The sequence below is a fragment of the Pseudomonas sp. LSJ-87 genome (assembly GCF_032971465.1).
Taxonomy (GTDB): Bacteria; Pseudomonadota; Gammaproteobacteria; order Pseudomonadales; family Pseudomonadaceae; genus Aquipseudomonas; species Aquipseudomonas putida_Z.
Window position 1 is genome coordinate 1 of the sequence record NZ_JAWJYQ010000027.1, and the last position, 20,984, is coordinate 20,984.

Consider the following 20,984-nt stretch of genomic DNA (forward strand, 5'->3'; position numbering starts at 1 on the left):
GTTCGCGGCCACGGCCGCTCCCACAGGTACAGCATTAACCCGAAGCCAGCGCAGTACCTGTGGGAGCGGGTTCACCCGCGAAGAGGCCCGCCCAGGCAAACCCGCCGCTTAAACCCCATGCAACCGCAGCGCCCGCTGCGCACACTCCCGCATCCTCACCCAAGGCTCACTCTGCCAATACAACAACGTCGCGCTCCGCCCCCCAGGCCAGCACATCTGCCCCAGTCGCGGGACATCCTCCATCCCGTCCGTCTGCCGATCACGCAGCACCGCCACCACCTCATGCGTCAGCCACCAGCGCAAATGCCGGTTCTCCGGTACATGGTGATGCGCCAATAAGGTATAGGCCCCGGATTCGCTGACCATCGTGGTTTCCTGGTACTTGCCATAGCGCAGCAACTGCACGGAGCGGCACTGATCCGGGTCGAGCTTGCGCATGCAGTGTTCGTCGTAGAAGTGACCACTCAGCCGGCCGAGTTCGTGGGCGCAGAACCAGGCTTGGGATTCGAGCCAGAGGGTGTGGAGGGGGCGGTTGTGGCGGGTGAAGAGGGTAGGTGCATTGAAACTGTCCATCTTGGCCATCCTGATTTGGAGAGCCGCTGCTAACGGGAACGGAATACCGCTGCGTGAGCGTTCTTAAGCGCCGACAGACGTTATCGCGACGCTACAAAAGTCACAATGAGAACCTTGTACGAAGCTTCCTCTTCGGCTTTTCCCGGCCAATAAAAAAGGCTGCCAATCGGCAGCCTTCTCTATGCTCGCTCGGATATCAATCCCAGCTCAACGCCCCACCAGTCTGATACTCGATCACACGGGTCTCGAAGAAGTTCTTCTCTTTCTTCAAGTCCATGATCTCGCTCATCCACGGGAATGGGTTGGTAGTCCCTGGGTACTCTTCCTTCAGACCAATCTGGGTCAGGCGACGGTTGGCGATGAACTTGAGGTAGTCCTCCATCATCGCTGCGTTCATGCCCAGCACGCCGCGTGGCATGGTGTCACGGGCGTATTCGATCTCCAGCTGGGTCCCTTGCAGGATCATCTGGGTCGCTTCTTCCTTCATCGCCGCATCCCACAGGTGCGGGTTCTCGATCTTGATCTGGTTGATCACGTCGATACCGAAGTTCAGGTGCATCGACTCGTCACGCAGGATGTACTGGAACTGCTCGGCCACGCCGGTCATCTTGTTGCGGCGGCCCATGGACAGGATCTGGGTGAAGCCGCAGTAGAAGAAGATGCCTTCCAGTACGCAGTAGTAGGCGATCAGGTTGCGCAGCAGCTCTTTGTCGGTTTCGACGGTGCCGGTGTTGAATTCCGGGTCGGAGATGGCGCGGGTGTACTTCAGGCCCCAGGCGGCTTTCTTCGCTACCGACGGGATCTCGTGGTACATGTTGAAGATCTCGCCTTCATCCATGCCCAGCGACTCGATGCAGTACTGGTAGGCGTGGGTGTGGATCGCCTCTTCGAAGGCCTGGCGCAGGATGTACTGGCGGCACTCCGGGTTGGTGATCAGGCGGTACACGGCCAGGGCCAGGTTGTTGGCTACCAGCGAGTCGGCAGTGGAGAAGAAGCCGAGGTTGCGCATGACGATGCGACGCTCGTCTTCGGTCAGGCCGTCCATGCTCTTCCACAGGGCGATGTCGGCGGTCATGTTGACCTCTTGCGGCATCCAGTGGTTGGCGCAGCCGTCCAGGTACTTCTGCCAGGCCCAGTCGTACTTGAACGGTACCAGCTGGTTGAGGTCGGCGCGGCAGTTGATCATGCGCTTTTCGTCAACACGCACGCGGGCGCCGGAGCCTTCCAGCTCGGCCAGGCCTTCGGCGATGTCGAGGTCGTTCAGGGCAGCCTTGGCGCGCTTGACGGCGTCGGAGTCGTCGGCGGTGGCGGCACGGGCTTCCAGGGCGGCGGCACCACCGGCGCTGTCGAGCTTGTCGAGGGTGGCGGCGGCAGCGGCCTGCGCAGGGGTGTTGCCTTTGGCGGCTACTTCGCCGTCTTCTTTATCGAATTCGTCCCAACTCAGCATGGTGAGATTCTCCTGCTTGAGGGCCATCTATCAAGTATGGCCGGTGGATCTTGGTTGCGGTGCGGTGCACGCAAATCTGAGGTGCCCGAAAAGGGCTGGCCGCGGCTTTGTAGCCACGGCTTGTTGTGTCTGGCTGTGGAGAGGCGGCGGGAGTGCCGGCCTCATCGCGGGTGAACCCGCTCCCACAGGGTCCGCAATGGTGCGGAAAACGCGTTGAGGCTTCCCGCAGGAAGCCTCGGCTTGGCCTTACTGGCAGGCTTCGCAGTCAGGCTCGTCGATCGCGCAGGCCTTCGGCACTGGCGCAGGGCCGGCTGCCTGGACCGGGGCGCTGTCGCCACCGCTGGAAACGGCGTTGAGCTTGCCGGTGTTGATGGTCGACTTCTCGGTGCTGGTCGCGGCCAGGGCACGGAGGTAGTAGGTGGTCTTCAGACCACGGTACCAGGCCATGCGGTAGGTAACGTCCAGCTTCTTGCCCGAGGCGCCGGCGATGTACAGGTTCAGCGACTGGGCCTGGTCGATCCACTTCTGGCGACGCGAGGCGGCATCGACGATCCACTTGGTCTCGACTTCGAACGCGGTGGCGTACAGGTCCTTCAGCTCTTGCGGGATACGCTCGATCTGCTGCACCGAACCGTCGTAGTACTTCAGGTCGTTGATCATTACCGAGTCCCACAGGCCACGGGCCTTCAGGTCGCGGACCAGGTACGGGTTGATCACGGTGAACTCGCCCGACAGGTTCGATTTCACGTACAGGTTCTGGTAGGTCGGCTCGATGGACTGCGACACGCCGGTGATGTTGGCGATGGTCGCGGTCGGCGCGATGGCCATGATGTTCGAGTTACGAATACCTTTCTTGACGCGCTCGCGCACCGGGGCCCAGTCCAGGGACTCTTCCAGGTTGACGTCGATGTACTTGGCGCCACGGGCCTCGATCAGGATCTGTTGCGAATCCAGCGGCAGGATGCCCTTGGACCACAGCGAACCCTGGAAGGTCTCGTACGCACCGCGCTCGTCGGCCAGGTCGCAGGACGCCTGGATGGCGTAGAAGCTGACCGCTTCCATCGACTTGTCGGCGAACTCGACGGCAGCATCGGAGCCGTACGGAATGTGCTGCAGGTACAGCGCATCCTGGAAGCCCATGATGCCCAGGCCGACCGGGCGGTGCTTGAAGTTCGAGTTACGCGCTTGCGGCACCGAGTAGTAGTTGATGTCGATCACGTTGTCGAGCATGCGCACGGCGGTGTTCACGGTGCGTTGCAGCTTGGCGGTGTCCAGCTTGCCGTCGACGATGTGGTTCGGCAGGTTGATCGAGCCCAGGTTGCAGACCGCGATCTCGTCCTTGTTGGTGTTCAGGGTGATCTCGGTGCACAGGTTGGAGCTGTGGACCACGCCCACGTGCTGCTGCGGCGAACGCAGGTTGCACGGGTCCTTGAAGGTCAGCCACGGGTGGCCGGTCTCGAACAGCATCGACAGCATCTTGCGCCACAGGTCTTTGGCCTGGATGGTCTTGAACACCTTGATCTTGTTGTACTCGGTCAGGGCTTCGTAGTACTCGTAGCGCTCTTCGAAGGCCTTGCCGGTCAGGTCGTGCAGGTCTGGCACTTCCGAAGGCGAGAACAGGGTCCACTTGCCGTCATCGAAGACACGCTTCATGAACAGGTCAGGGATCCAGTTGGCGGTGTTCATGTCGTGGGTACGACGACGATCATCACCGGTGTTCTTGCGCAGCTCGATGAATTCTTCGATGTCCAGGTGCCAGGTTTCCAGGTAGGCACACACGGCGCCCTTGCGCTTGCCACCCTGGTTGACGGCAACGGCGGTGTCGTTGACCACTTTCAGGAACGGAACCACGCCCTGCGACTTGCCGTTGGTGCCCTTGATGTAAGAGCCCAGTGCACGCACAGGGGTCCAGTCGTTGCCCAGGCCACCGGCGAATTTCGACAGCATGGCGTTGTCGTGGATCGCGTGGTAGATGCCCGACAGGTCGTCCGGCACGGTGGTCAGGTAGCAGCTGGACAGCTGCGGGCGCAGGGTGCCGGCGTTGAACAGGGTCGGGGTCGAGGCCATGTAGTCGAAGGACGACAACAGGTTGTAGAACTCGATGGCACGGGCTTCTTTGTCTTTCTCTTCCAGCGCCAGGCCCATGGCCACACGCATGAAGAACACCTGTGGCAGCTCGAAGCGCACGCCATCCTTGTGGATGAAGTAGCGGTCGTACAGGGTCTGCAGGCCCAGGTAGGTGAATTGCTGGTCACGCTCGTGGTCGATGGCCTTGCCCAGGCGGTCCAGGTCGTAGCCTTTCAGGGCCGGGTCCAGCAGCTCGAACTCGACGCCTTTGTCGATGTAGGCCGGCAGGGCCTTGGCGTACAGGTCGGCCATTTCGTGGTGGGTGGCGCTCTCGGCCACGTTCAGGAAGCCCAGGCCTTCGGCGCGCAGGGTGTCCATCAGCAGGCGGGCGGTAACGAACGAGTAGTTCGGCTCGCGCTCGACCAGGGTACGGGCGGTCATCACCAGGGCGGTGTTGACGTCCTTGATGGCCACGCCGTCGTACAGGTTCTTCAGGGTGTCGCGCTGGATCAGGTCGCCATCGACTTCGGCCAGGCCTTCGCAGGCTTCGCTGATGATGGTGTTCAGGCGGGCCATGTCGAGCGGCGCCAGGCTGCCGTCGGCCAGGGTGATGCGGATGCTTGGGTGCGGCTCGACCACGGACTCGGTGTTGACGCGGGTGGCACGCTCCTTGGCGCGCTGCTCGCGGTAGATCACGTAGTCACGGGCGACCTTCTGCTCGCCGGCGCGCATCAGGGCCAGTTCGACCTGGTCCTGGATTTCTTCGATGTGGATGGTGCCACCCGATGGCATGCGACGCTTGAACGTGGCGGTGACCTGCTCGGTCAGGCGCGCGACGGTGTCGTGGATGCGCGACGAAGCGGCGGCGGTGCCGCCTTCAACTGCGAGGAACGCCTTGGTGATGGCCACGGTGATCTTGTCGTCGGTGTAGGGGACGACAGTGCCGTTACGCTTGATCACACGCAGTTGGCCGGGAGCGGTGGCGGCCAGATCCTGGTTGGAATCGGCGGCCTGCGGCACCTTGGCCTGCGGGTTCTCGCGAGTTGTGTCGGTTTGCATGGGTGGGTGTCTCCACAGTTTCTATATTGTTCAGGCGCCTTTTGGGCGCCCACCGTTCCGTCCACTTGCTCGATGGCCCGGCGGGGATGGGCAATGCATGCGCATCCGCCCGCGCGGGCGTACCAACTTCGGGACAGACTCAGGAATAAGGGCAATTGGCTCGCCGCTCCCTGGCCGAAGTCAAAGGTTCTGGGCCGGGCCCAAAAACTGTTGCTGATGGATGCCAGGCCTGGCCTGTAACACCCATGCCCGAACAAGGCCCTGGAAGGGCTTGCCTCGGTCGCCTCCGCAGGAGCGGTTTGGCTGCTGGAATCACTTGAAGTTCACCCGAAAAAATCGCTTGATTTTGCGGGTTGACTTTTGTGTGTGATTTTGCACGAACCCCTATATCTAGTGGTTCGCTGCGATCGGGATACAAGATAATGCGGTATTGGGGGCTTTGCAAGGCGAGCGCCTGTGGATAACTTGTGCGTACTTTGTGAGTGAATGGTGGGTATTCGCTGTAGGCCTTGTGCCAAGTGGTTTGCAGTATTTTTCTGCGCCTTGCTGCCCCGGGGCAGAATTTTTCGGGCGCGAACCCTATCACAAAAAACGGTTCAGTCGAGGGGCTGCTGGCAGGTTGGCAGTACCGGATGGCAGCCGTAGTATTCCGAGGGGATGTTGCTTTTTGGTTAAAGGGTTATGTTGCCTGTGCTGGCCCTTTCGCGGGTGAACCCGCTCCCACAGGTATTGCACAGGCTTCGAAAGCGGCTCGGTCCCTGTGGGAGCGGGTTCACCCGCGAAGGGGCCGGCACAGGCCATAGAAAAACAACAAACATAGGCACAAGCCATGGACCACCCCGCACCCCGCATCCTCATCGTCGAAGACGACCAGCGCCTGGCCGAGCTCACCGCCGAGTACCTGCAGGCCAACGGCTACGAAGTCAGCGTCGAGGGCGATGGCGCCCGCGCCGCGCGGCGCATCGTCGACAGCCAGCCCGACCTGGTCATTCTCGACCTGATGCTGCCCGGCGAGGACGGCCTGAGCATCTGCCGCCGGGTGCGCAGCCAGTACCCTGGCCCGATCCTCATGCTGACCGCCCGCAGCGATGAACTCGACCAGGTCCAGGGCCTGGACCTGGGGGCCGACGACTACGTCTGCAAACCCGTACGCCCACGACTGCTGCTGGCACGCATTCAGGCCCTGCTGCGCCGCAGCGAAGCACCGGACAGCAAGCGCCAGGACCTGGCCTTCGGCGCGCTGCGCATCGACAATCGCCTGCGCGAGGCGCATCTGGGTGAACAGCTGATCGAGCTGACCGGCGCCGAATTCGACCTGCTCTGGCTGCTGGCCAGCAACGCCGGGCGGGTGCTGACGCGCGAGCAGATCTTCACCGCGCTACGTGGCGTCGGCTACGACGGCCAGGACCGCTCCATCGACATACGCATCTCCAGGATCCGCCCCAAGATCGGCGACGACCCGCTCCAGCCAAGGCTGATCAAGACCCTGCGCAGCAAGGGCTACCTGTTCGTCGGCGAGGCCCCATGAACAACTCGATCTTCCTGCGCATCTATGGCGGCATGCTGGCCGTGCTGGTGCTGGTGGCCCTGCTCGGGGTGCTCAGCCTGCACCTGGTCAACGAAGTGCGTGCCGCCCAGCACCGCGAGGGCCTGGCCCAGGGTACCTTCAGCCTGATGGCCGACAACCTGGCGCTGCAGAACGACACCGAACGCAAGCGCTCGCTGCTGATCTGGGAGCGCCTGCTCGGCGTGCCGCTGGCGCTGCAACCGATGACCGCGCGCACACTCGATGGCGGCCAGCGGGCGCGCCTTTACCGCGGCCTGGTGGTGGTCGAGAAGACCGGCCCGCATGCGGCCCAGGTGCTGCGCAAGGTCGGCCAGGAAGACCTGATGCTGGTAGCGCAGATCAAACAGATCAGCGAGCAACTGGCGCGGGCCACCCTCTATCTGTTGGCCGACGAACTGGTGCGCTACCCGGTGACCGAACAGCAGCAGCGCCTGGCACAGATCAAGCAAGAAAAGGGCTTCGGCTTTGGCGTGGCCCTGCAGCGCATCGAGCGGGTGAGCCTGGACGATGACCAGCGGCGCCGGGTCGAGGAGGGCGACACGGTCATGGCCCTGGGCAAGGATGGTGACTCGATCCGCGTGTTCGCCGGGCTGGCGGGTTCGCCCTGGGTGCTGGAAATCGGCCCGCTGTACCAGCTCAACCCGTATCCGCCGCAGTTGCTGGTCCTGATCACCTTTCTTGGCCTGTGCCTGATCGGCCTGGTGGTCTACCTGCTGGTGCGCCAACTGGAGCGGCGTGTGTCGGGGCTGGAGATTGCCGCCACGCGCATCGCCCAGGGCAGCCTGGACACCCGTGTGCCGGCCGGCGACGCCGACTCGGTGGGGCGCCTGGCCGCGGCCTTCAACGGCATGGCCGAGCACCTGCAGCGCTCGCTGACCATGCAGCGCGAGCTGGTGCGGGCGGTTTCCCACGAGCTGCGCACGCCGGTGGCACGCCTGCGCTTTGGCCTGGAGATGATCGAAAGTGCCACCACCGAGCAGGCCCGCGCCAAGCACCTAGCGGGCATGGACGGCGATATCCAGGACCTCGACAAGTTAGTCGACGAGATGCTCACCTACGCCCGCCTGGAGCAGGGCGCACCGGCGCTGAAGTTCGAGCGGGTTGACCTGGACGCCTTGCTCGACCGGGTGATCGAAGAGCTTGCGCCGCTGCGTGCCGAGGTACGGGTGGTGCGCGGTGAGTGCCAGGGCGCCGATGGCGAAGGCGCCTGGGTCGAGGCCGAACCGCGCTACCTGCACCGGGCCCTGCAGAACCTGGTGGGTAACGCCATGCGCCATGCCGAGGCCGAGGTGCGCCTGAGCTACCAGTTGGGGCAGCAACGCTGCCGCATCGATGTGGAGGATGACGGCCCGGGCATCCCCGAGGGCGTCTGGGACCGTATCTTCACACCGTTCACTCGCCTCGACAACAGCCGTACCCGCGCCTCGGGCGGGCATGGCTTGGGCCTGTCTATCGTGCGGCGGATCATCTACTGGCACGCGGGGCGGGCCACGGTGGGGCGCAGCGCCGCGCTGGGCGGTGCCTGCTTCAGCCTGAACTGGCCACGGCAGCAGGCACCGTTGTGACGGTCAGACGCTGACCAGGCTGAGCAGGTGGCCGTCCTGCAGGCAGAACTGGCCCTGCAGTTCGGCGCCATGCCGCCACTGCGGCGACAGGTCGGTGAGCAGGCGCAGGCGGGCCAGGCCTTCGACGGACCAGTCCAGCACTTCGGCGTGCTCGAAGTAGAAGCGCTGGCGGGTCAGCGGGTAGAGCGTCTTGAACAGGCTTTCCTTCAGCGAGAAGGTCAGGGTGACGGCAAGGCCGAGCTGGCGGCGGTCCAGGCGTTCGAGTTCGGGCGGGGTGAGGATTTCGCCCATCAGCCGCTCGGCACGCTGGTCATCCAGCAGTGCTTCCTGATCCAGGCCCAGACCCTGGCAACTGCCCTCGGCAGCAACCACTGCGGCAGCCCAGCCTTTGCCGTGGGTGATCGAGCCGTGGATGCCGGCGGGCCAGATGGGCGAACGGTCCTCGTGGGTACCGGGCACGTAGTCACGGCCGTCCAGGCGCTGCAGCGCGGCGCGGGCACATACCCGGCCGGCCAGGTACTCGGCCTGACGCTTGGCCACCGAGCGCTGCAGGCTGGCGCCTGGCACGACGCCGGCGCGCTGGAAGTCGTCGGGTGCCAGGCGGGCGGGGTCGAAGTAACAACTGACCAGCACCGCGCCGGGTAGTGGGCGGGGCAGGGGCCAGTGGTGCTGGAGCGGGGCGCAGCAGGCGGGGAGTGTGTTCATGGGGGTATTGTGCCAGCCGAGGCGACGGTGTGGGAGATCGGATCGCAGGGGCTGCTTTGCAGCCCAATCGCCGGCAAGCCAGCTCCCACAGGTACAGTGCACGGCCCAAGCTTTGCGCGGCCCCGGTGGGAGCTGGCTTGCCGGCGATTGGGCCGCAAAGCGGCCCCTCGCGTTGTTTACTTGAACACCTTCTTGAAGAACGCCTGCATATCCGCCCACGATCTTTCATCCGCCGCCTTGTTGTAGCCGATATCCGGCCCGCCATGCTCGCCATGGCTCAGCCGGTCTGCATCCGGGTTGGTAAACCCATGCTTGGCCCCTTCGATACTGACAAACTCATAGTTGACCTTGGCTGCATCCATCTCGGCCTTGAATGCCTCCACCTGCTGCTGAGTAACCATGCTATCTGCCGCGCCGTGCTCGACCAGGATCTCCGCGCGTACCACCCCAGGCCTGGCCGGGGTCTGGGTGGCCAGTGCGCCATGGAAGCTCACCACGCCGTCCAGTTTTTCGCCGCGGCGTGCGGCATCCAGTACCACCTTGCCGCCGAAGCAATAACCGACCGCCCCCAACTGGTGCTTGTTGGTGTTCGGCTGCAGTTTCAGTAGTTCGAGGCCGGCATCGAAGCGCCGCTCCGCGGCCTTGGGGTCTTTCATCGCTGCTGTCATGAATGCCATGGCGTCGGCAGGGTGCTCGGTTTGCTTGCCGTCGCCATACATGTCGATGGCCAGGGCGTTGTAGCCCAGTGCAGCCAGGTCGCGGGCGCGGCGCTTGGCATAGTCGTTCAGCCCCCACCATTCATGCACTACGACAATGCCGGGGCGCTTGCCTTCGATGGCGTCGTCATAGGCGTAGTAGCCGACCAGGCGATTGCCGTCGGCGTCCTGGTAGGGGATCTCGCGGGTTTGTACCGCCGCTTGGGCGAGGGCGGCGCTGCACATCAGGGTCAAGGCCAGCAGGGCGCGCATGGTCACTACTCCTTGTTCTGCAAACGGTTCGTTCAGCCGAGGTTCAGCCAGGGTTCAGTCGCGGTTCAGGGTGCCCTGCTTACTCTAGCTTCCAGACCGAAACAGCGCACTCAACTGGAGTATCCAGCCATGAAAACCTTCAACACCCTGCTTGCCGCCATGGCCGTCTGCGCCGCTGGCATCACCACTGCCCAGGCCGCTGACGACAACTTCGCCAGCCTGACCTACGGCCAGACCAGCGACAAGGTTCGCAAGTCCGGCCTGCTGCAGCGCAACACCGACCACCTCAACGCCGACGGCATCATCGGCAAGGACGACACCTGGGGCGTGCGCGTGGGCAAGATCAATGACCAGGGCCGCTACTACATGACTTACGACAATGTCTCGGGCGACCACAGCGGCCTGAAGCTGCGCCAGGAAAACCTGCTGGGCAGCTACGACCTGTTCCTGCCGGTGGGTGATACCACCAAGCTGTTCGGCGGCGGCAGCCTGGGCGTGACCAAGCTGACCCAGGACTCGCCGGGTGCCAGCCGGGATACCGACTACGGTTACGCGTATGGCCTGCAGGCCGGTGTGATCCAGGACATTACCGACAAGGCTTCGGTGGAACTGGGCTACCGTTACCTGCGTACCAACGCCGCCACCGAAGTGGGTGCGCACGGCGGGCCGAAGGACGGCACCCTGCGCCTGACCAGCAGCGCGCAGACCTACCTGGCTGCAAGCTACAAGTTCTGACGGGCGAGCCGGGTTATCCTGTACCGGCCTCTTCGCGGGTAAACCCGCTCCCACAGGGATCGCGCAGTTCTTCAAACCTGTGCAGTACCTGTGGGAGCGGGTTTACCCGCGAAAGGGCCGGTACAGGCAATACATATCAAGGAGCTGCACATGAAACTGCTGGTGGTCGAGGACGAAGCCCTGCTTCGCCATCACCTCTACACCCGCCTGGGCGAGAGCGGCCATGTGGTCGAGGCGGTCGCCGATGCCGAGGAGGCGCTGTACCAGGCCGGGCAATACCACTTCGACCTGGCCATCATCGACCTGGGCCTGCCCGGCATCAGCGGGCTGGAGCTGATCACGCGCCTGCGCAGCCAGGACAAGACCTTTCCCATTCTCATCCTAACCGCCCGCGGCAACTGGCAGGACAAGGTCGAGGGCCTGGCCGCGGGTGCCGACGACTACCTGGTCAAGCCGTTCCAGTTCGAAGAACTCGAGGCACGCCTGAACGCCCTGCTGCGCCGCTCCAGCGGCTTCACCCAGTCGACCATTGCCGCCGGCCCGCTGGTGCTCGACCTCAACCGCAAGCAGGCGACGCTGGACGAGCAGCCCCTGGCCCTGACCGCCTATGAATACCGCATCCTCGAATACCTCATGCGCCATCACCAGCAGGTGGTGGCCAAGGACCGCCTGATGGAGCAGCTGTACCCAGGTGACGAGGAACGCGACCCCAATGTCATCGAAGTGCTGGTCGGCCGCCTGCGGCGCAAGCTCGAGGGCGAGCACGGCTTCAAACCGATCGACACCGTGCGCGGCCTGGGCTACCTGTTCACCGAGCGCTGCCGATGATCCGTTCGCTGCGGGTGCGCCTGATGCTGGCGGCCGCGGTGCTGGCGCTGCTGTTCATGCTGGCGCTGCTGCCGGCCTTGCAGAAGGCCTTCAGCCTGGCCCTGCAGGAGTCGATCGAACAACGCCTGGCCTCGGATGTGACCACGCTGATTTCCGCTGCGCGCATCGAACATGGTCAACTGCAGATGCCGACGCTGCTGCCGGACGAGCGTTACAACCTGCCGTACACCGGCCTGCTCGGCTATATCTTCGACCGCGACGGCAAGCTGGTCTGGCAGTCGCGGGCAACCGCCGCGCAGAACGTCAACTACCGCCCGCGCTACGACGGCCGCGGCAACGAATTCGCCCGCATTCACCAGGCCGATGGCGAAGAGTTCTTCGTCTATGACGTCGAGATCAAGCTGCTGGGTGGCCAGAGCGCCGCCTACAGCATCGTTGCCCTGCAACCGGTGCGCGAATACCAGCACACCCTCGATGGCCTGCGCGAAAAGCTCTACCTGGGCTTTGGCGCGGCCTTGCTGGCGCTGCTGGTGCTGCTGTGGGCCGGCCTGACCTGGGGCCTGCGTTCGTTGCGGCGGCTCAGCCGCGAGCTGGACGACGTGGAGTCGGGCGTGCGGGATGGCCTGAGTGGCGAACACCCACGGGAGCTGCTGCGCCTGACCGGCTCGCTGAACCGCCTGTTGCGCAGCGAGCGCGAGCAGCGTCAGCGCTACCGTGATTCGCTCGATGACCTGGCGCACAGCCTGAAGACGCCGCTGGCGGTGTTGCAGGGGGTGGGCGAAAGCCTGCAGCAGCGTAGCGGCGAGCGCGAGCAGGCGCGTGTGCTGCAGAGCCAGATCGAGCGCATGAGCCAGCAGATCGACTACCAGCTGCAACGCGCCAGCCTGCGCAAGAGCGGTCTGGTACGCCATAGCGTGTTGCTGCGGCCGTTGCTCGAAAGCCTGTGCAGCACCTTGGCCAAGGTGTACCGGGACAAGCGGGTGGACGTGACGCTGCAACTGCCCGATGCGGCGCAGGTGCCGATGGAGCAGGGCGCGTTGCTGGAGCTGCTGGGCAACCTGCTGGAGAACGCCTACCGCCTCAGCCTGGGCCAGGTGCGCGTAAGCCTGGAGCAGGCGCCTGGGCAGTTGACCTTGTGCATCGAGGACGACGGGCCGGGGGTGCCGGCGCACCAGCGTGAGCGGATTCTGGAGCGTGGGGAGCGGCTGGACAGCCAGCACCCGGGGCAGGGGATCGGGCTGGCGGTGGTCAAGGATATCGTCGACAGCTATGACGCCGAGCTGAGCCTGGGGGATTCTCCTCTGGGGGGCGCGGCGTTCAGGATCACCTTCAACCTCGAGTGATTTGCTGGGTTGGCCGGCCTCTTCGCGGGTAAACCCGCTCCCACAGGGGGCGCACTGCACTCGAGCCCTGTGCAGTACCTGTGGGAGCGGGCAAGCCCGCGAAAGGGCCGGCCCAGGCAAACCACAATGGGCGGATTCCCGCCAATGCCCCTGTACAAATCCCGCCACCGGGCGGAAATCCGCCAGCCTTCCTCAGGCAAGTCGCCCCGTCGTTGGGCGTTTATCCCTCGCAAATACAGCCTTTGCACCCTTGGTGGGCATTTTGGCACCACCCTTGCTATTGATCCTCGCAGAGGCCTGCCCAGGCAGCTCGAACACAACGACAAATCCCTCCAGGTGCAGGAGGGTTAGCGATTCAGGTGCCCCATCGCCCTGGGAAGGGTGAACCGGCACACTTGAGGAAAATTAGCCATGACGACACGTCAGCCGCTGTACAAATCCCTGTATGTCCAGGTGTTGGTCGCCATCACCATCGGCATCCTGCTCGGCCACTACTACCCGGAGACGGGCGTCGCCCTCAAACCCTTGGGTGACGGCTTCGTCAAACTGATCAAGATGGTCATCGCCCCGATCATCTTCTGTACCGTGGTCAGCGGCATCGCCGGCATGCAGAGCATGAAGTCGGTCGGCAAGACCGGCGGCTACGCGCTGCTGTACTTTGAAATCGTCTCCACCATCGCCCTGATCATCGGCCTGGTCGTCGTCAACGTGGTCAAGCCGGGCGCTGGCATGCACATCGACGTCAGCACCCTGAACGCCAGCAGCGTGGCTGCCTACGCCGCCGCCGGCGCGCAGCAGACCACTGTCGGCTTCCTGCTCAACGTCATCCCCAACACCGTGGTCGGCGCCTTCGCCAACGGCGACATCCTGCAAGTGCTGATGTTCTCCGTGCTGTTCGGCTTCGCCCTGCACCGCCTGGGCAGCTACGGCAAGCCGGTGCTGGACATGATCGACCGCTTCGCCCATGTCATGTTCAACATCATCAACATGATCATGAAACTGGCCCCGGTCGGTGCCTTCGGTGCAATGGCCTTCACCATCGGCCAGTACGGCGTTGGCTCGCTGGTGCAACTGGGCTACCTGATGGCCTGCTTCTACATCACCTGCCTGCTGTTCGTGCTGGTGGTGCTGGGCGGTATCTGCCGCGCCCACGGCTTCAGTGTCCTCAAGCTGATCCGCTACATCCGTGAAGAACTGCTGATCGTGCTGGGTACTTCCTCCTCGGAGTCGGCCCTGCCACGCATGCTGGCCAAGATGGAGCGCCTGGGTGCGAAGAAGTCGGTGGTTGGCCTGGTGATCCCGACCGGTTACTCGTTCAACCTCGATGGCACCTCGATCTACCTGACCATGGCTGCGGTGTTCATCGCCCAGGCCACTGACACCACCATGGACATCACTCACCAGATCACCTTGCTGCTGGTGCTGCTGGTGGCTTCCAAGGGTGCTGCCGGTGTTACCGGTTCGGGCTTCATCGTACTGGCCGCCACCCTGTCGGCCGTTGGCCACCTGCCGGTTGCCGGCCTGGCGCTGATCCTCGGCATCGACCGCTTCATGTCCGAAGCCCGCGCCCTGACCAACCTGGTTGGCAACGCCGTTGCCACCGTGGTCGTGGCCAAGTGGGTGAAGGAAATGGACAACGACAAGCTGGCAGCGGAGCTGGCCTCCGGTGGTGCGCCGCTGGTCGATACCCGTCCGACCGACGACCTGGGCGTGGCTGAAGGCCCGGCTCGCTGATCGCAGGATGGTGAAAAGAAAAAGGCGACCTCAGGGTCGCCTTTTTGTGGGTGATTATTGTGCTTTCAGGCCCGGCCCTATCGCCGGCAAGCCAGCTCCCACAGGATCACCACAGGCCTGAGCATTGTGCGGTCCCTGTGGGAGCTGGCTTGCCGGCGATAGGGCCGGGCCTGTGATCCTCAATCTTTCACCACCTCCAGCACCCGGATCACGTCCGGTTGCGGGTAGTGCCAGCGCACCTGCACATCCCAGAACTTCACCCCATACACCCGCTCGGCCGGCGGCACCTGGTAGGCCGGCCGTGGGTCCTGCGCCAGGCACTGCTCGATCAGCTCCACCAGCGGTTCACCCAGGCGCAGTGCATGTTCGCGGGCCTGGGGCAGGGCGTTGTCGGCCCACTGCACGGCGATCACGGCGGGCGCTTGGCTGGCCATCTGGTTGCTGGCGCCAGCGATGCTATCGGCGTACGGCACATACGGCTTGATGTCCAGCACCGGCGTACCGTCGAGCAGGTCGATGCCAGACAACAGCAGGCGCCCTGGCTCCACGCCTTCCAGGCGTACCACCGACTGGCCGATGCCATTGGGCCGGTGAGTGGCGCGGGTGGCGAAGACACCCATGCTCTTGTTGCCACCCAGGCGCGGTGGCCGCACTTTAAGGCGGGGTTTGTCTTCCAGTGCCTGGTGGAACAGGAACAGCAACCAGACATGGCTGACCTGCTCCAGCCCCTCGACCGCATCGCCCTGGTCGAACGGTGGCAGCAGCTCGAGCACGCCGCGTGCGGCGGGCGCCAGTTGCGGCTGGCGCGGGATGGCGAACTTCTCCTTGAAACAGGAGCGGATGATGCCGACCGGGGTAACCGTATGCTGCATGGCCAATCAGCCGCGCACGCGCAGGGTCAGGCCCTTGAGGAAGTTGCGCAGCAGCTGGTCGCCGCAAGGGCGGTAGTTGTCATGGCCGGCCTTGCGGAACAGCGCGCTGAGCTCGGGTTTGCTGACAGGGAAGTTGACCGACTTGAGGATCGCATGCAGGTCATCTTCCTTGAGCTCGAAGGCCACCCGCAGCTTCTTGAGGATGAGGTTGTTGGTAACCGGCAGTTCGATCGGCTGCGGCGGGCGGCTGTCATCCTTGCCGCGGCGGTGGATCACCAGGCCGTCGAGAAAGTGCGCCATGACCCGTTCCGGGCACCGCACGAAGCCTTCCTCGTCGTCCTTCTTCAGGTAGGTGGCCAGCACCAGGGGATGCACGTCGAGGCCGGATAGCCCGATGATTTCGGCCATCTTGGCGTCATTCACCTTGAGCATGTAGCGCAGGCTGCGCAGGACGTCGTTGTGGTTCATTGTTGCAGAATCCTGTTCAGGTGCCGCACCTGTGGCGCGGCGTATTGCTTAGAAACGTTCGGTAGTGGCCAGGTAGCGCCACTGGCCCAGGGGCAGCTTGCCCATCGATACGCCACCCAGGCGAATGCGGCGCATGCCTACCAGCTCCAGGCGCAGGTAGGCGCACAGCTCTGCGATCTGCCCGGGCTGCGGGTTTTTCAGGGCCATGCGCAGGTGGGTTTCGTTCTGCCAGCTGGCCTTGGCTTTGGGCAGCTCGCGGTCATTGCGGGTGGCACCGCGCGCCAGGCGTTCCAGCGCCTGGGGCGTGGTCTCGCCGCGCACTTCAACGATGAATTCCTGTTCCAGGCGGCGCAGGTCGGCGTCGATCTTGCGGGTTACCCGCCAGTCCTGGGTGAATACCTGCAGGCCGCTGGCACCGCGCTCCAGCGGCGCCACGCAGGCCTGCCGGGCAAAATGCCCGTGAAGTGCGCGCACGCCTTCGCGGTGGGCTTCGCTGAGGTTGCTCATGTTCATGCTGGCGCGGGCGGTTTCGCTGTCCACGCTGGCCGGCTGGTTCAGCAGCAGGGTTACCGGTTCCAGCGTTTCGGCACGGGCACCCGGCAGCAGTTCGACGCGCTGCTGCTCGACCTTGAACTGCGGTTGCTCGACCACCACGCCATCGACCGTGACCCAGCCGCCCTCGATGTACAGCTCGGCCTCTCGGCGGGAGCAGCCAAGCTGCTCGATAAGGCGTTTGGACAGGCGGACGGGTTCGGACATGACGGCAATTCGCAAAGGCAGGGAAAGACCTGCATTGTACCTGCCCGCGCGGCAGAGGGGCTGGGAATCTGTGTCATTTACGCCGTTTTGCGCAGGCGCATGTGCAGCAGCGGGTAGGGTTGCCCCAGGCCGTCGGTTTCCGAACGGCCGATCACCTCGAAGCCCTCGTGCAGGTAGAAGCCCAAGGCTTGCGGGTTCTGTTCGTTGACGTCCAGGCGCTCGGCATTCAGTTCGTCGATCGCATAGTGCAGCAGGCGCTTGCCAACCCCTTTGCCACGGTGCTCCGGTGCGACGAACAGCATGTCCACGCGCCCGTTGGCGACCCCGGCGAAGCCGCAGATGCGCTGGCGGTCCTTGCAGCAGATCAGCATCACTGCATCGAGGTAGCGACGCAGCACCTGGTCGCGCAGCAAGACGATGTAGCAATCCGGCAGGAAGTCGTGGGTGGCGCGTACCGAGTCCTCCCACACCTGTACCAGTTCGCCGTAGTCACTCAAGCGCGGGGTTTGCAGCGTCAGTACCGAATGCATGCCGGTGTTCCTCCATGACGATAAGGCAAACATAGCAGGGCAACCGCCGGTCGGCTTCCCGGTGCGTTGCTTGAACCTCGGGGTTTGGCGGTCTATTACTTTGTCGTGGGAAAAATTCCCACGCAATGAAAAGCAAGAACCGAACACAGGATTCCCGGCTTGATTTGGCGTTTCTCATGGCGACGACCTGGAGACGAAATATGCAAATACATGTGCTGTTCAAAAAGGCGCTATTGGCGGTTGCCGTTGCTGGCGTGCTGTCGACTTCCATCGTTCTGATCCCAGACTCGATATCCAATGGCTCCAGCGCCTACGCCAAGGATGGTGGCGGCGGTGGTGGTCACGGAGGTGGGGGCGGCGGTGGCCACGGTGGTGGTGGAGGTGGCCATGGTGGAGGTGGCCATGGTGGCGGCGGCGGTGGTCACGGTGGCGGCGGTGGTGGCCATGGTGGTGGCGGCGGTGGTCACGGTGGTGGCGGTGGCGGCCATGGTGGTGGCGGTGGTGGTCACGGCGGTAGCGGTGGTGGCCATGGTGGTGGCGGTGGTGGTCACGGCGGTAGCCGTGGTGGCCATGGTGGGGGCGGTGGCGGGGGGGGCCATGGTGGCGGCGGTGGTCGCGGTGGTGGCCATGGTGGTGGCGGTGGTGGTCACGGCGGTGGCGGTCATGGCGGTGAAGGCGGCGGCCACGGCGCTGGCGGGGATGGAGATGGCCATGCCGGCAATAGTGGGCGCGGCCATGACGGCTCCTCGAACTCTGGGCGCAGCGGCAACCACGCTGAAGCAGGTGATGATCATGGCAATCACGTTGGCGGTGAGCCTGGGGACGATCACGGCAATCACGTTGGCGGTGAACCCGGTGACGATCATGGCAATCACGTTGGCGGTGAGCCCGGGGACGATCATGGCAATCATGTTGGCGGTGAGCCTGGCGATGACCACGGCAATCACGCTGGTGGTGAACCTGGTGATGATCGTGGCGACCATCTGGGTGGCGAACCGGGTGATGACCGCGGTGAGCATGCCGCAGGCGAACCGGGTGATGACAACAGCAGGAGCTGACTGGCTCTGAACGGTCTCATGCAGCGCCCACGGGGCGGGCCTGCATGAGGCCAGGTTCGGACACGGCAGCCCCACTCAACGCGAATGCAATGAGCGCCGACGACTATCCCTCATCTCGTCAGGGATATGGTCACAGTTGGTGTGGGATCTTTTCCCGCGTCGTATACTGGGTTCATCTGTCAAGGAATGCGCTCAATGCAATCGCCTACCATCCCCCCTTCGATGTTAAGCGCACTGCGGCGTGTCATGCGTCCTCTGGTGCGCCTGATGCTGCGCAAAGGGGTCACCTACACGATGTTCGCCGACCTGCTCAAGGAAGTGTTCGTCGATGTGGCCCATCGCGAGTTTCGCCTGGACGGTACAGTGCCGACCGACAGCCGCATCAGCCTGCTCACGGGCGTGCATCGCAAGGATGTCCGGCGTTTGCGCAGCGAGGGGGGCGCATTGCTCGCCGCGCTGCCGGAAAACATCACGTTAGGTGCACAGTTGGTCAATATGTGGACCACTGGCAAGCCGTTCTGCTCGGCGCCTGGCCAGGCGCTGCCGTTGCCGCGCCTGGCGAGTGTTGGTGGCGATTGTTCCTTCGATGCCCTGGTGGCGAAGATCAGCACCGACATCCGCGGGCGGGTGGTGCTGGATGAGTGGTTGCGCCTGGGTATCGTCCGGCTCGACGACCAGGACTGTGTTCACCTGGAGGCCCAGGCATTCGTGCCGCAGAAGGGCTTCGACGAAAAGGCCGCTTACTTTGGCCACAACCTGCATGACCATGCCTGCGCGGCAGTGCACAACCTGAGTGGGGACGGCCAGCCGTTCTTTGAACGCAGTGTGCACTACGACGCCTTGAGCCCGGCCAGCGTCGACCATCTGCGTGCGGCGGTGGACAAGGACGGCATGCAGATGCTGCTTGCCTTCAGCCGGCTCGCATCAGGCCTGGAAGATGCCGATGTGCCCAGCGCCGAGCAACGTCAGCGCATCACGGTCGGGCTTTATTTCTACACTGAAACTACCGACCCCGATTTGTCGAAGACACCCGACCCATGACTTCCCTCGCGCGCTGCCTCAGTGTCGTCACACTGGTCCTGGGTTTCGGGCTGAACCTGGTGGCGCCTGCCGAGGTGGCCGCAGCACCGGTATGTGTCAGCCGTGACGAAGTGGGTATGGCGGGGGCGGCGGGCTTGCAGGTTCCGGGCGGTATTGGTGGTACCGGGGCCAGGACGGGCGGGGTCGGTGGTACCGGTGTACGCAGCGAAAACGGCGGAGTGGGTGGCACCGGTGCGCCGCTGCCGCAGCGTCCCGGTGGCACGGGCGGGACCGGTGCGGTGGCCGACGGTGTGGACGGCACCTTCATCGATCACGGCGGGGTAGGCGGTACCGGCGCACCGATCCTGCGCCCGGGCGGTACCGGTGGGACGGGCATCGTCGGCACCATCACCGGGTTTGCCTCGATCTGCGTCAATGGCCTGGAAGTGCACTTTGGCAAGGACGTGCCGGTGAGTGAAAACGGTGCGCCTGCCAGTAGCGCTCACCTGGCAATCGGCCAGGTTGTCGCGGTGGAGGCATTTGCCGGCAAACGCGGCCTGCAAGCAGGGCGCATCTCGATCCTCAACGTTTACGAAGGGCCGCTGACGGCACTGCCCAATGCTTCGGCCCCCCTGCGGGTCATGGGCCAACCTGTGCGGCTTGCTGCAGGGGCGCGGGTGGCTGAAGGGCTGCGCCCGGGCGAGCCGGTCAGGGTCAGTGGCCTGCGCGATGCCAGGGGCGAAGTGGTAGCCAGCCGTATCGAGCGGGCGCCGGGCCTCAGGGAAGCCAGTGCCATCGGTGCGGTTGACCGTGCCGGCAGCCTCCAGGGGCTGAAGCTGGGAACCCGTGTGGCACCTGCGCGGGAAGTGCTGGTACGTGGGCAGTGGACCGGACGCCAGCTGGAAGTGGCGCAAACCCGCCCAGACCCGAGCCTGCCTTTTGCTGGCCGTGTGCAGACGGCGGTGATCGAGGGGCTGGTACAGCGCAGCCACGCTCAACAACTGGTGGTGGCAGGCATCAAGGTGACGCTGAGGCAGGGCACCGTGATCGTCGGCAAGCAACCCGCGGCATTGGCGCTCGACCAACGTGTGCGGGTGAGCGGGGTATTCAATGGCAGGCACGAGCTGCGGGCAACCCGCGTGGAGTTCGATGACGACCGTGCCGACAACCCGGACAGAGGGCATTCGGGGCGTGGCAGCGAGCACGGCACCCGTGACGCTGAAGCTTCCAGCAATAGCGGGCATGGCGGACGCGAGGCGACCAGTGATCGCATTGAAAACAGCGATGACCACAGCGGGCACGGCAGTGTTGACGATTCCAGTGGTCGGGACAGTACTGAAAGCGTGGACAAGTCCGGAAAGTCGGAACATATCGACACCGTGGAGCAACCCGAGAGCAGCAATAGTGGCAGCTCTGACCGGGTAGAGAAGGTCGAGCTTGAAAAGGTGGAAAAGATCGAAAAAGCAGAGAAGGTTGAAAAGGTAGAGAAAGTAGAAAAAGTCGAGAAGATCGAGAAAGCCGAGAAGCCCGAAAAGGTCGAGAAGATCGAAAAACCTGAGAAAGTCGAGAAGGTAGAAAAAGTTGAGAAGGTCGAGAAAGTAGAGAAGGTCGAAAAGGTCGAAAGGCCCGAGACAGTAGAGAAAGTCGAAAAAGTGGAGCATCCAGAGCGATCCGGGCATTAGGCAA

Annotated in this window: 17 protein-coding genes and 1 pseudogene; 9 read left to right on the plus strand and 9 right to left on the minus strand. The window is 64.0% G+C overall.

Features of this window, described 5'->3' with window-relative positions; all coding sequences use genetic code 11:
• Positions 1–108 precede the first annotated feature (108 nt).
• The 3 genes from RYH74_RS17135 to RYH74_RS17145 all read right to left on the minus strand — a co-directional run bounded on the left by RYH74_RS17135 (position 109) and on the right by RYH74_RS17145 (position 5,146).
• On the minus strand, positions 109–573 hold the full coding sequence (locus RYH74_RS17135; RefSeq protein WP_286100385.1) for a Bro-N domain-containing protein: 465 nt from the start codon (positions 571–573) through the stop codon (positions 109–111).
• Positions 574–769: 196 nt separating this feature from the next.
• Positions 770–2,020 carry a ribonucleotide-diphosphate reductase subunit beta gene (locus RYH74_RS17140; protein ID WP_024087598.1) on the minus strand — a complete coding sequence of 417 codons (1,251 nt, stop codon included), beginning with the start codon at positions 2,018–2,020 and terminating at the stop codon, positions 770–772.
• Positions 2,021–2,266: 246 nt separating this feature from the next.
• Complete coding sequence (locus RYH74_RS17145; protein WP_025340287.1) at positions 2,267–5,146, minus strand: ribonucleoside-diphosphate reductase subunit alpha; 2,880 nt, start codon at positions 5,144–5,146, stop codon at positions 2,267–2,269.
• 829 nt (positions 5,147–5,975) lie between these two features.
• Here RYH74_RS17145 and RYH74_RS17150 point away from each other — a divergent pair.
• Positions 5,976–6,674, plus strand: a complete 699-nt coding sequence (locus tag RYH74_RS17150; protein ID WP_317409811.1) for a response regulator transcription factor — start codon at positions 5,976–5,978, stop codon at positions 6,672–6,674.
• Positions 6,671–8,278 carry an ATP-binding protein gene (locus RYH74_RS17155; RefSeq protein WP_317409812.1) on the plus strand — a complete coding sequence of 536 codons (1,608 nt, stop codon included), beginning with the start codon at positions 6,671–6,673 and terminating at the stop codon, positions 8,276–8,278. The genes RYH74_RS17150 and RYH74_RS17155 overlap by 4 nt, the downstream gene beginning before the upstream one ends.
• 3 nt (positions 8,279–8,281) lie before the next feature.
• On the opposite strand, the gene RYH74_RS17160 is transcribed toward RYH74_RS17155, so the two are convergent.
• Together RYH74_RS17160 and RYH74_RS17165 are read right to left on the minus strand one after the other, a co-directional pair.
• Entirely contained in the window at positions 8,282–8,983 is a 702-nt protein-coding gene (locus RYH74_RS17160; RefSeq protein WP_075046079.1) for a 4'-phosphopantetheinyl transferase, read from the minus strand.
• A gap of 176 nt (positions 8,984–9,159) precedes the next feature.
• Positions 9,160–9,951 (minus strand): dienelactone hydrolase family protein, encoded by a 792-nt coding sequence (locus tag RYH74_RS17165; RefSeq protein WP_084785251.1) that lies wholly within the window; start codon positions 9,949–9,951, stop codon positions 9,160–9,162.
• Positions 9,952–10,080: 129 nt separating this feature from the next.
• On the opposite strand from RYH74_RS17165, the gene RYH74_RS17170 reads away from it, so the two are divergent.
• From RYH74_RS17170 to RYH74_RS17185, 4 genes are all read left to right on the plus strand, one after another.
• On the plus strand, positions 10,081–10,686 hold the full coding sequence (locus RYH74_RS17170) for an outer membrane beta-barrel protein (protein ID WP_013973837.1): 606 nt from the start codon (positions 10,081–10,083) through the stop codon (positions 10,684–10,686).
• A 150-nt stretch (positions 10,687–10,836) separates the two neighbouring features.
• A complete protein-coding gene (locus RYH74_RS17175; RefSeq protein WP_025340281.1) occupies positions 10,837–11,514 on the plus strand; it encodes a response regulator in 678 nt (225 codons plus the stop codon).
• On the plus strand, positions 11,511–12,857 hold the full coding sequence (locus tag RYH74_RS17180; RefSeq protein ID WP_075046077.1) for an ATP-binding protein: 1,347 nt from the start codon (positions 11,511–11,513) through the stop codon (positions 12,855–12,857). The genes RYH74_RS17175 and RYH74_RS17180 overlap by 4 nt, the downstream gene beginning before the upstream one ends.
• Positions 12,858–13,268: 411 nt before the next feature.
• Entirely contained in the window at positions 13,269–14,591 is a 1,323-nt protein-coding gene (locus RYH74_RS17185) for a dicarboxylate/amino acid:cation symporter (protein WP_075046076.1), read from the plus strand.
• 179 nt (positions 14,592–14,770) lie between these two features.
• Here RYH74_RS17185 and tsaA read toward each other — a convergent pair whose 3' ends face one another.
• The 4 genes from tsaA to RYH74_RS17205 form a co-directional block, all read right to left on the minus strand.
• A complete protein-coding gene (tsaA, locus tag RYH74_RS17190) occupies positions 14,771–15,463 on the minus strand; it encodes a tRNA (N6-threonylcarbamoyladenosine(37)-N6)-methyltransferase TrmO (RefSeq protein WP_317409813.1) in 693 nt (230 codons plus the stop codon).
• Positions 15,464–15,469: 6 nt separating this feature from the next.
• Positions 15,470–15,931 (minus strand): DUF1456 family protein, encoded by a 462-nt coding sequence (locus tag RYH74_RS17195; protein ID WP_075046074.1) that lies wholly within the window; start codon positions 15,929–15,931, stop codon positions 15,470–15,472.
• Between the two features lie 48 nt (positions 15,932–15,979).
• Positions 15,980–16,690 carry an rRNA pseudouridine synthase gene (locus RYH74_RS17200; protein ID WP_013973831.1) on the minus strand — a complete coding sequence of 237 codons (711 nt, stop codon included), beginning with the start codon at positions 16,688–16,690 and terminating at the stop codon, positions 15,980–15,982.
• 77 nt (positions 16,691–16,767) lie between these two features.
• Positions 16,768–17,220 (minus strand): GNAT family N-acetyltransferase, encoded by a 453-nt coding sequence (locus tag RYH74_RS17205; RefSeq protein WP_317409814.1) that lies wholly within the window; start codon positions 17,218–17,220, stop codon positions 16,768–16,770.
• A gap of 509 nt (positions 17,221–17,729) precedes the next feature.
• Here RYH74_RS17205 and RYH74_RS26540 point away from each other — a divergent pair.
• The 3 genes and pseudogenes from RYH74_RS26540 to RYH74_RS17220 all read left to right on the plus strand — a co-directional run.
• Positions 17,730–18,278, plus strand: a pseudogene (locus RYH74_RS26540) (hypothetical protein); the annotation flags it as partial.
• 195 nt (positions 18,279–18,473) lie between these two features.
• Positions 18,474–19,319, plus strand: coding sequence for a DUF6502 family protein (locus RYH74_RS17215; RefSeq protein WP_274121081.1), 846 nt, complete (start codon positions 18,474–18,476; stop codon positions 19,317–19,319).
• Positions 19,316–20,980 carry a DUF5666 domain-containing protein gene (locus tag RYH74_RS17220; RefSeq protein ID WP_317409816.1) on the plus strand — a complete coding sequence of 555 codons (1,665 nt, stop codon included), beginning with the start codon at positions 19,316–19,318 and terminating at the stop codon, positions 20,978–20,980. The genes RYH74_RS17215 and RYH74_RS17220 overlap by 4 nt, the downstream gene beginning before the upstream one ends.
• Positions 20,981–20,984: the final 4 nt, after the last annotated feature.

What these genes read in the sequence shown, in the direction of transcription:
- RYH74_RS17205 (WP_317409814.1), bottom strand. Translation starts at nt 17,220, where the DNA reads ATGCATTCGGTACTGACGCTGCAAACCCCGCGCTTGAGTGACTACGGC.
- RYH74_RS17160 (WP_075046079.1), bottom strand. Translation starts at nt 8,983, where the DNA reads ATGAACACACTCCCCGCCTGCTGCGCCCCGCTCCAGCACCACTGGCCC.
- RYH74_RS17150 (WP_317409811.1), top strand. Translation starts at nt 5,976, where the DNA reads ATGGACCACCCCGCACCCCGCATCCTCATCGTCGAAGACGACCAGCGC.
- RYH74_RS17170 (WP_013973837.1), top strand. Translation starts at nt 10,081, where the DNA reads ATGAAAACCTTCAACACCCTGCTTGCCGCCATGGCCGTCTGCGCCGCT.
- RYH74_RS17180 (WP_075046077.1), top strand. Translation starts at nt 11,511, where the DNA reads ATGATCCGTTCGCTGCGGGTGCGCCTGATGCTGGCGGCCGCGGTGCTG.
- RYH74_RS17165 (WP_084785251.1), bottom strand. Translation starts at nt 9,951, where the DNA reads ATGCGCGCCCTGCTGGCCTTGACCCTGATGTGCAGCGCCGCCCTCGCC.
- tsaA (WP_317409813.1), bottom strand. Translation starts at nt 15,463, where the DNA reads ATGCAGCATACGGTTACCCCGGTCGGCATCATCCGCTCCTGTTTCAAG.
- RYH74_RS17195 (WP_075046074.1), bottom strand. Translation starts at nt 15,931, where the DNA reads ATGAACCACAACGACGTCCTGCGCAGCCTGCGCTACATGCTCAAGGTG.
- RYH74_RS17145 (WP_025340287.1), bottom strand. Translation starts at nt 5,146, where the DNA reads ATGCAAACCGACACAACTCGCGAGAACCCGCAGGCCAAGGTGCCGCAG.
- RYH74_RS17155 (WP_317409812.1), top strand. Translation starts at nt 6,671, where the DNA reads ATGAACAACTCGATCTTCCTGCGCATCTATGGCGGCATGCTGGCCGTG.
- RYH74_RS17215 (WP_274121081.1), top strand. Translation starts at nt 18,474, where the DNA reads ATGCAATCGCCTACCATCCCCCCTTCGATGTTAAGCGCACTGCGGCGT.
- RYH74_RS17220 (WP_317409816.1), top strand. Translation starts at nt 19,316, where the DNA reads ATGACTTCCCTCGCGCGCTGCCTCAGTGTCGTCACACTGGTCCTGGGT.
- RYH74_RS17185 (WP_075046076.1), top strand. Translation starts at nt 13,269, where the DNA reads ATGACGACACGTCAGCCGCTGTACAAATCCCTGTATGTCCAGGTGTTG.
- RYH74_RS17175 (WP_025340281.1), top strand. Translation starts at nt 10,837, where the DNA reads ATGAAACTGCTGGTGGTCGAGGACGAAGCCCTGCTTCGCCATCACCTC.
- RYH74_RS17200 (WP_013973831.1), bottom strand. Translation starts at nt 16,690, where the DNA reads ATGTCCGAACCCGTCCGCCTGTCCAAACGCCTTATCGAGCAGCTTGGC.
- RYH74_RS17135 (WP_286100385.1), bottom strand. Translation starts at nt 573, where the DNA reads ATGGACAGTTTCAATGCACCTACCCTCTTCACCCGCCACAACCGCCCC.
- RYH74_RS17140 (WP_024087598.1), bottom strand. Translation starts at nt 2,020, where the DNA reads ATGCTGAGTTGGGACGAATTCGATAAAGAAGACGGCGAAGTAGCCGCC.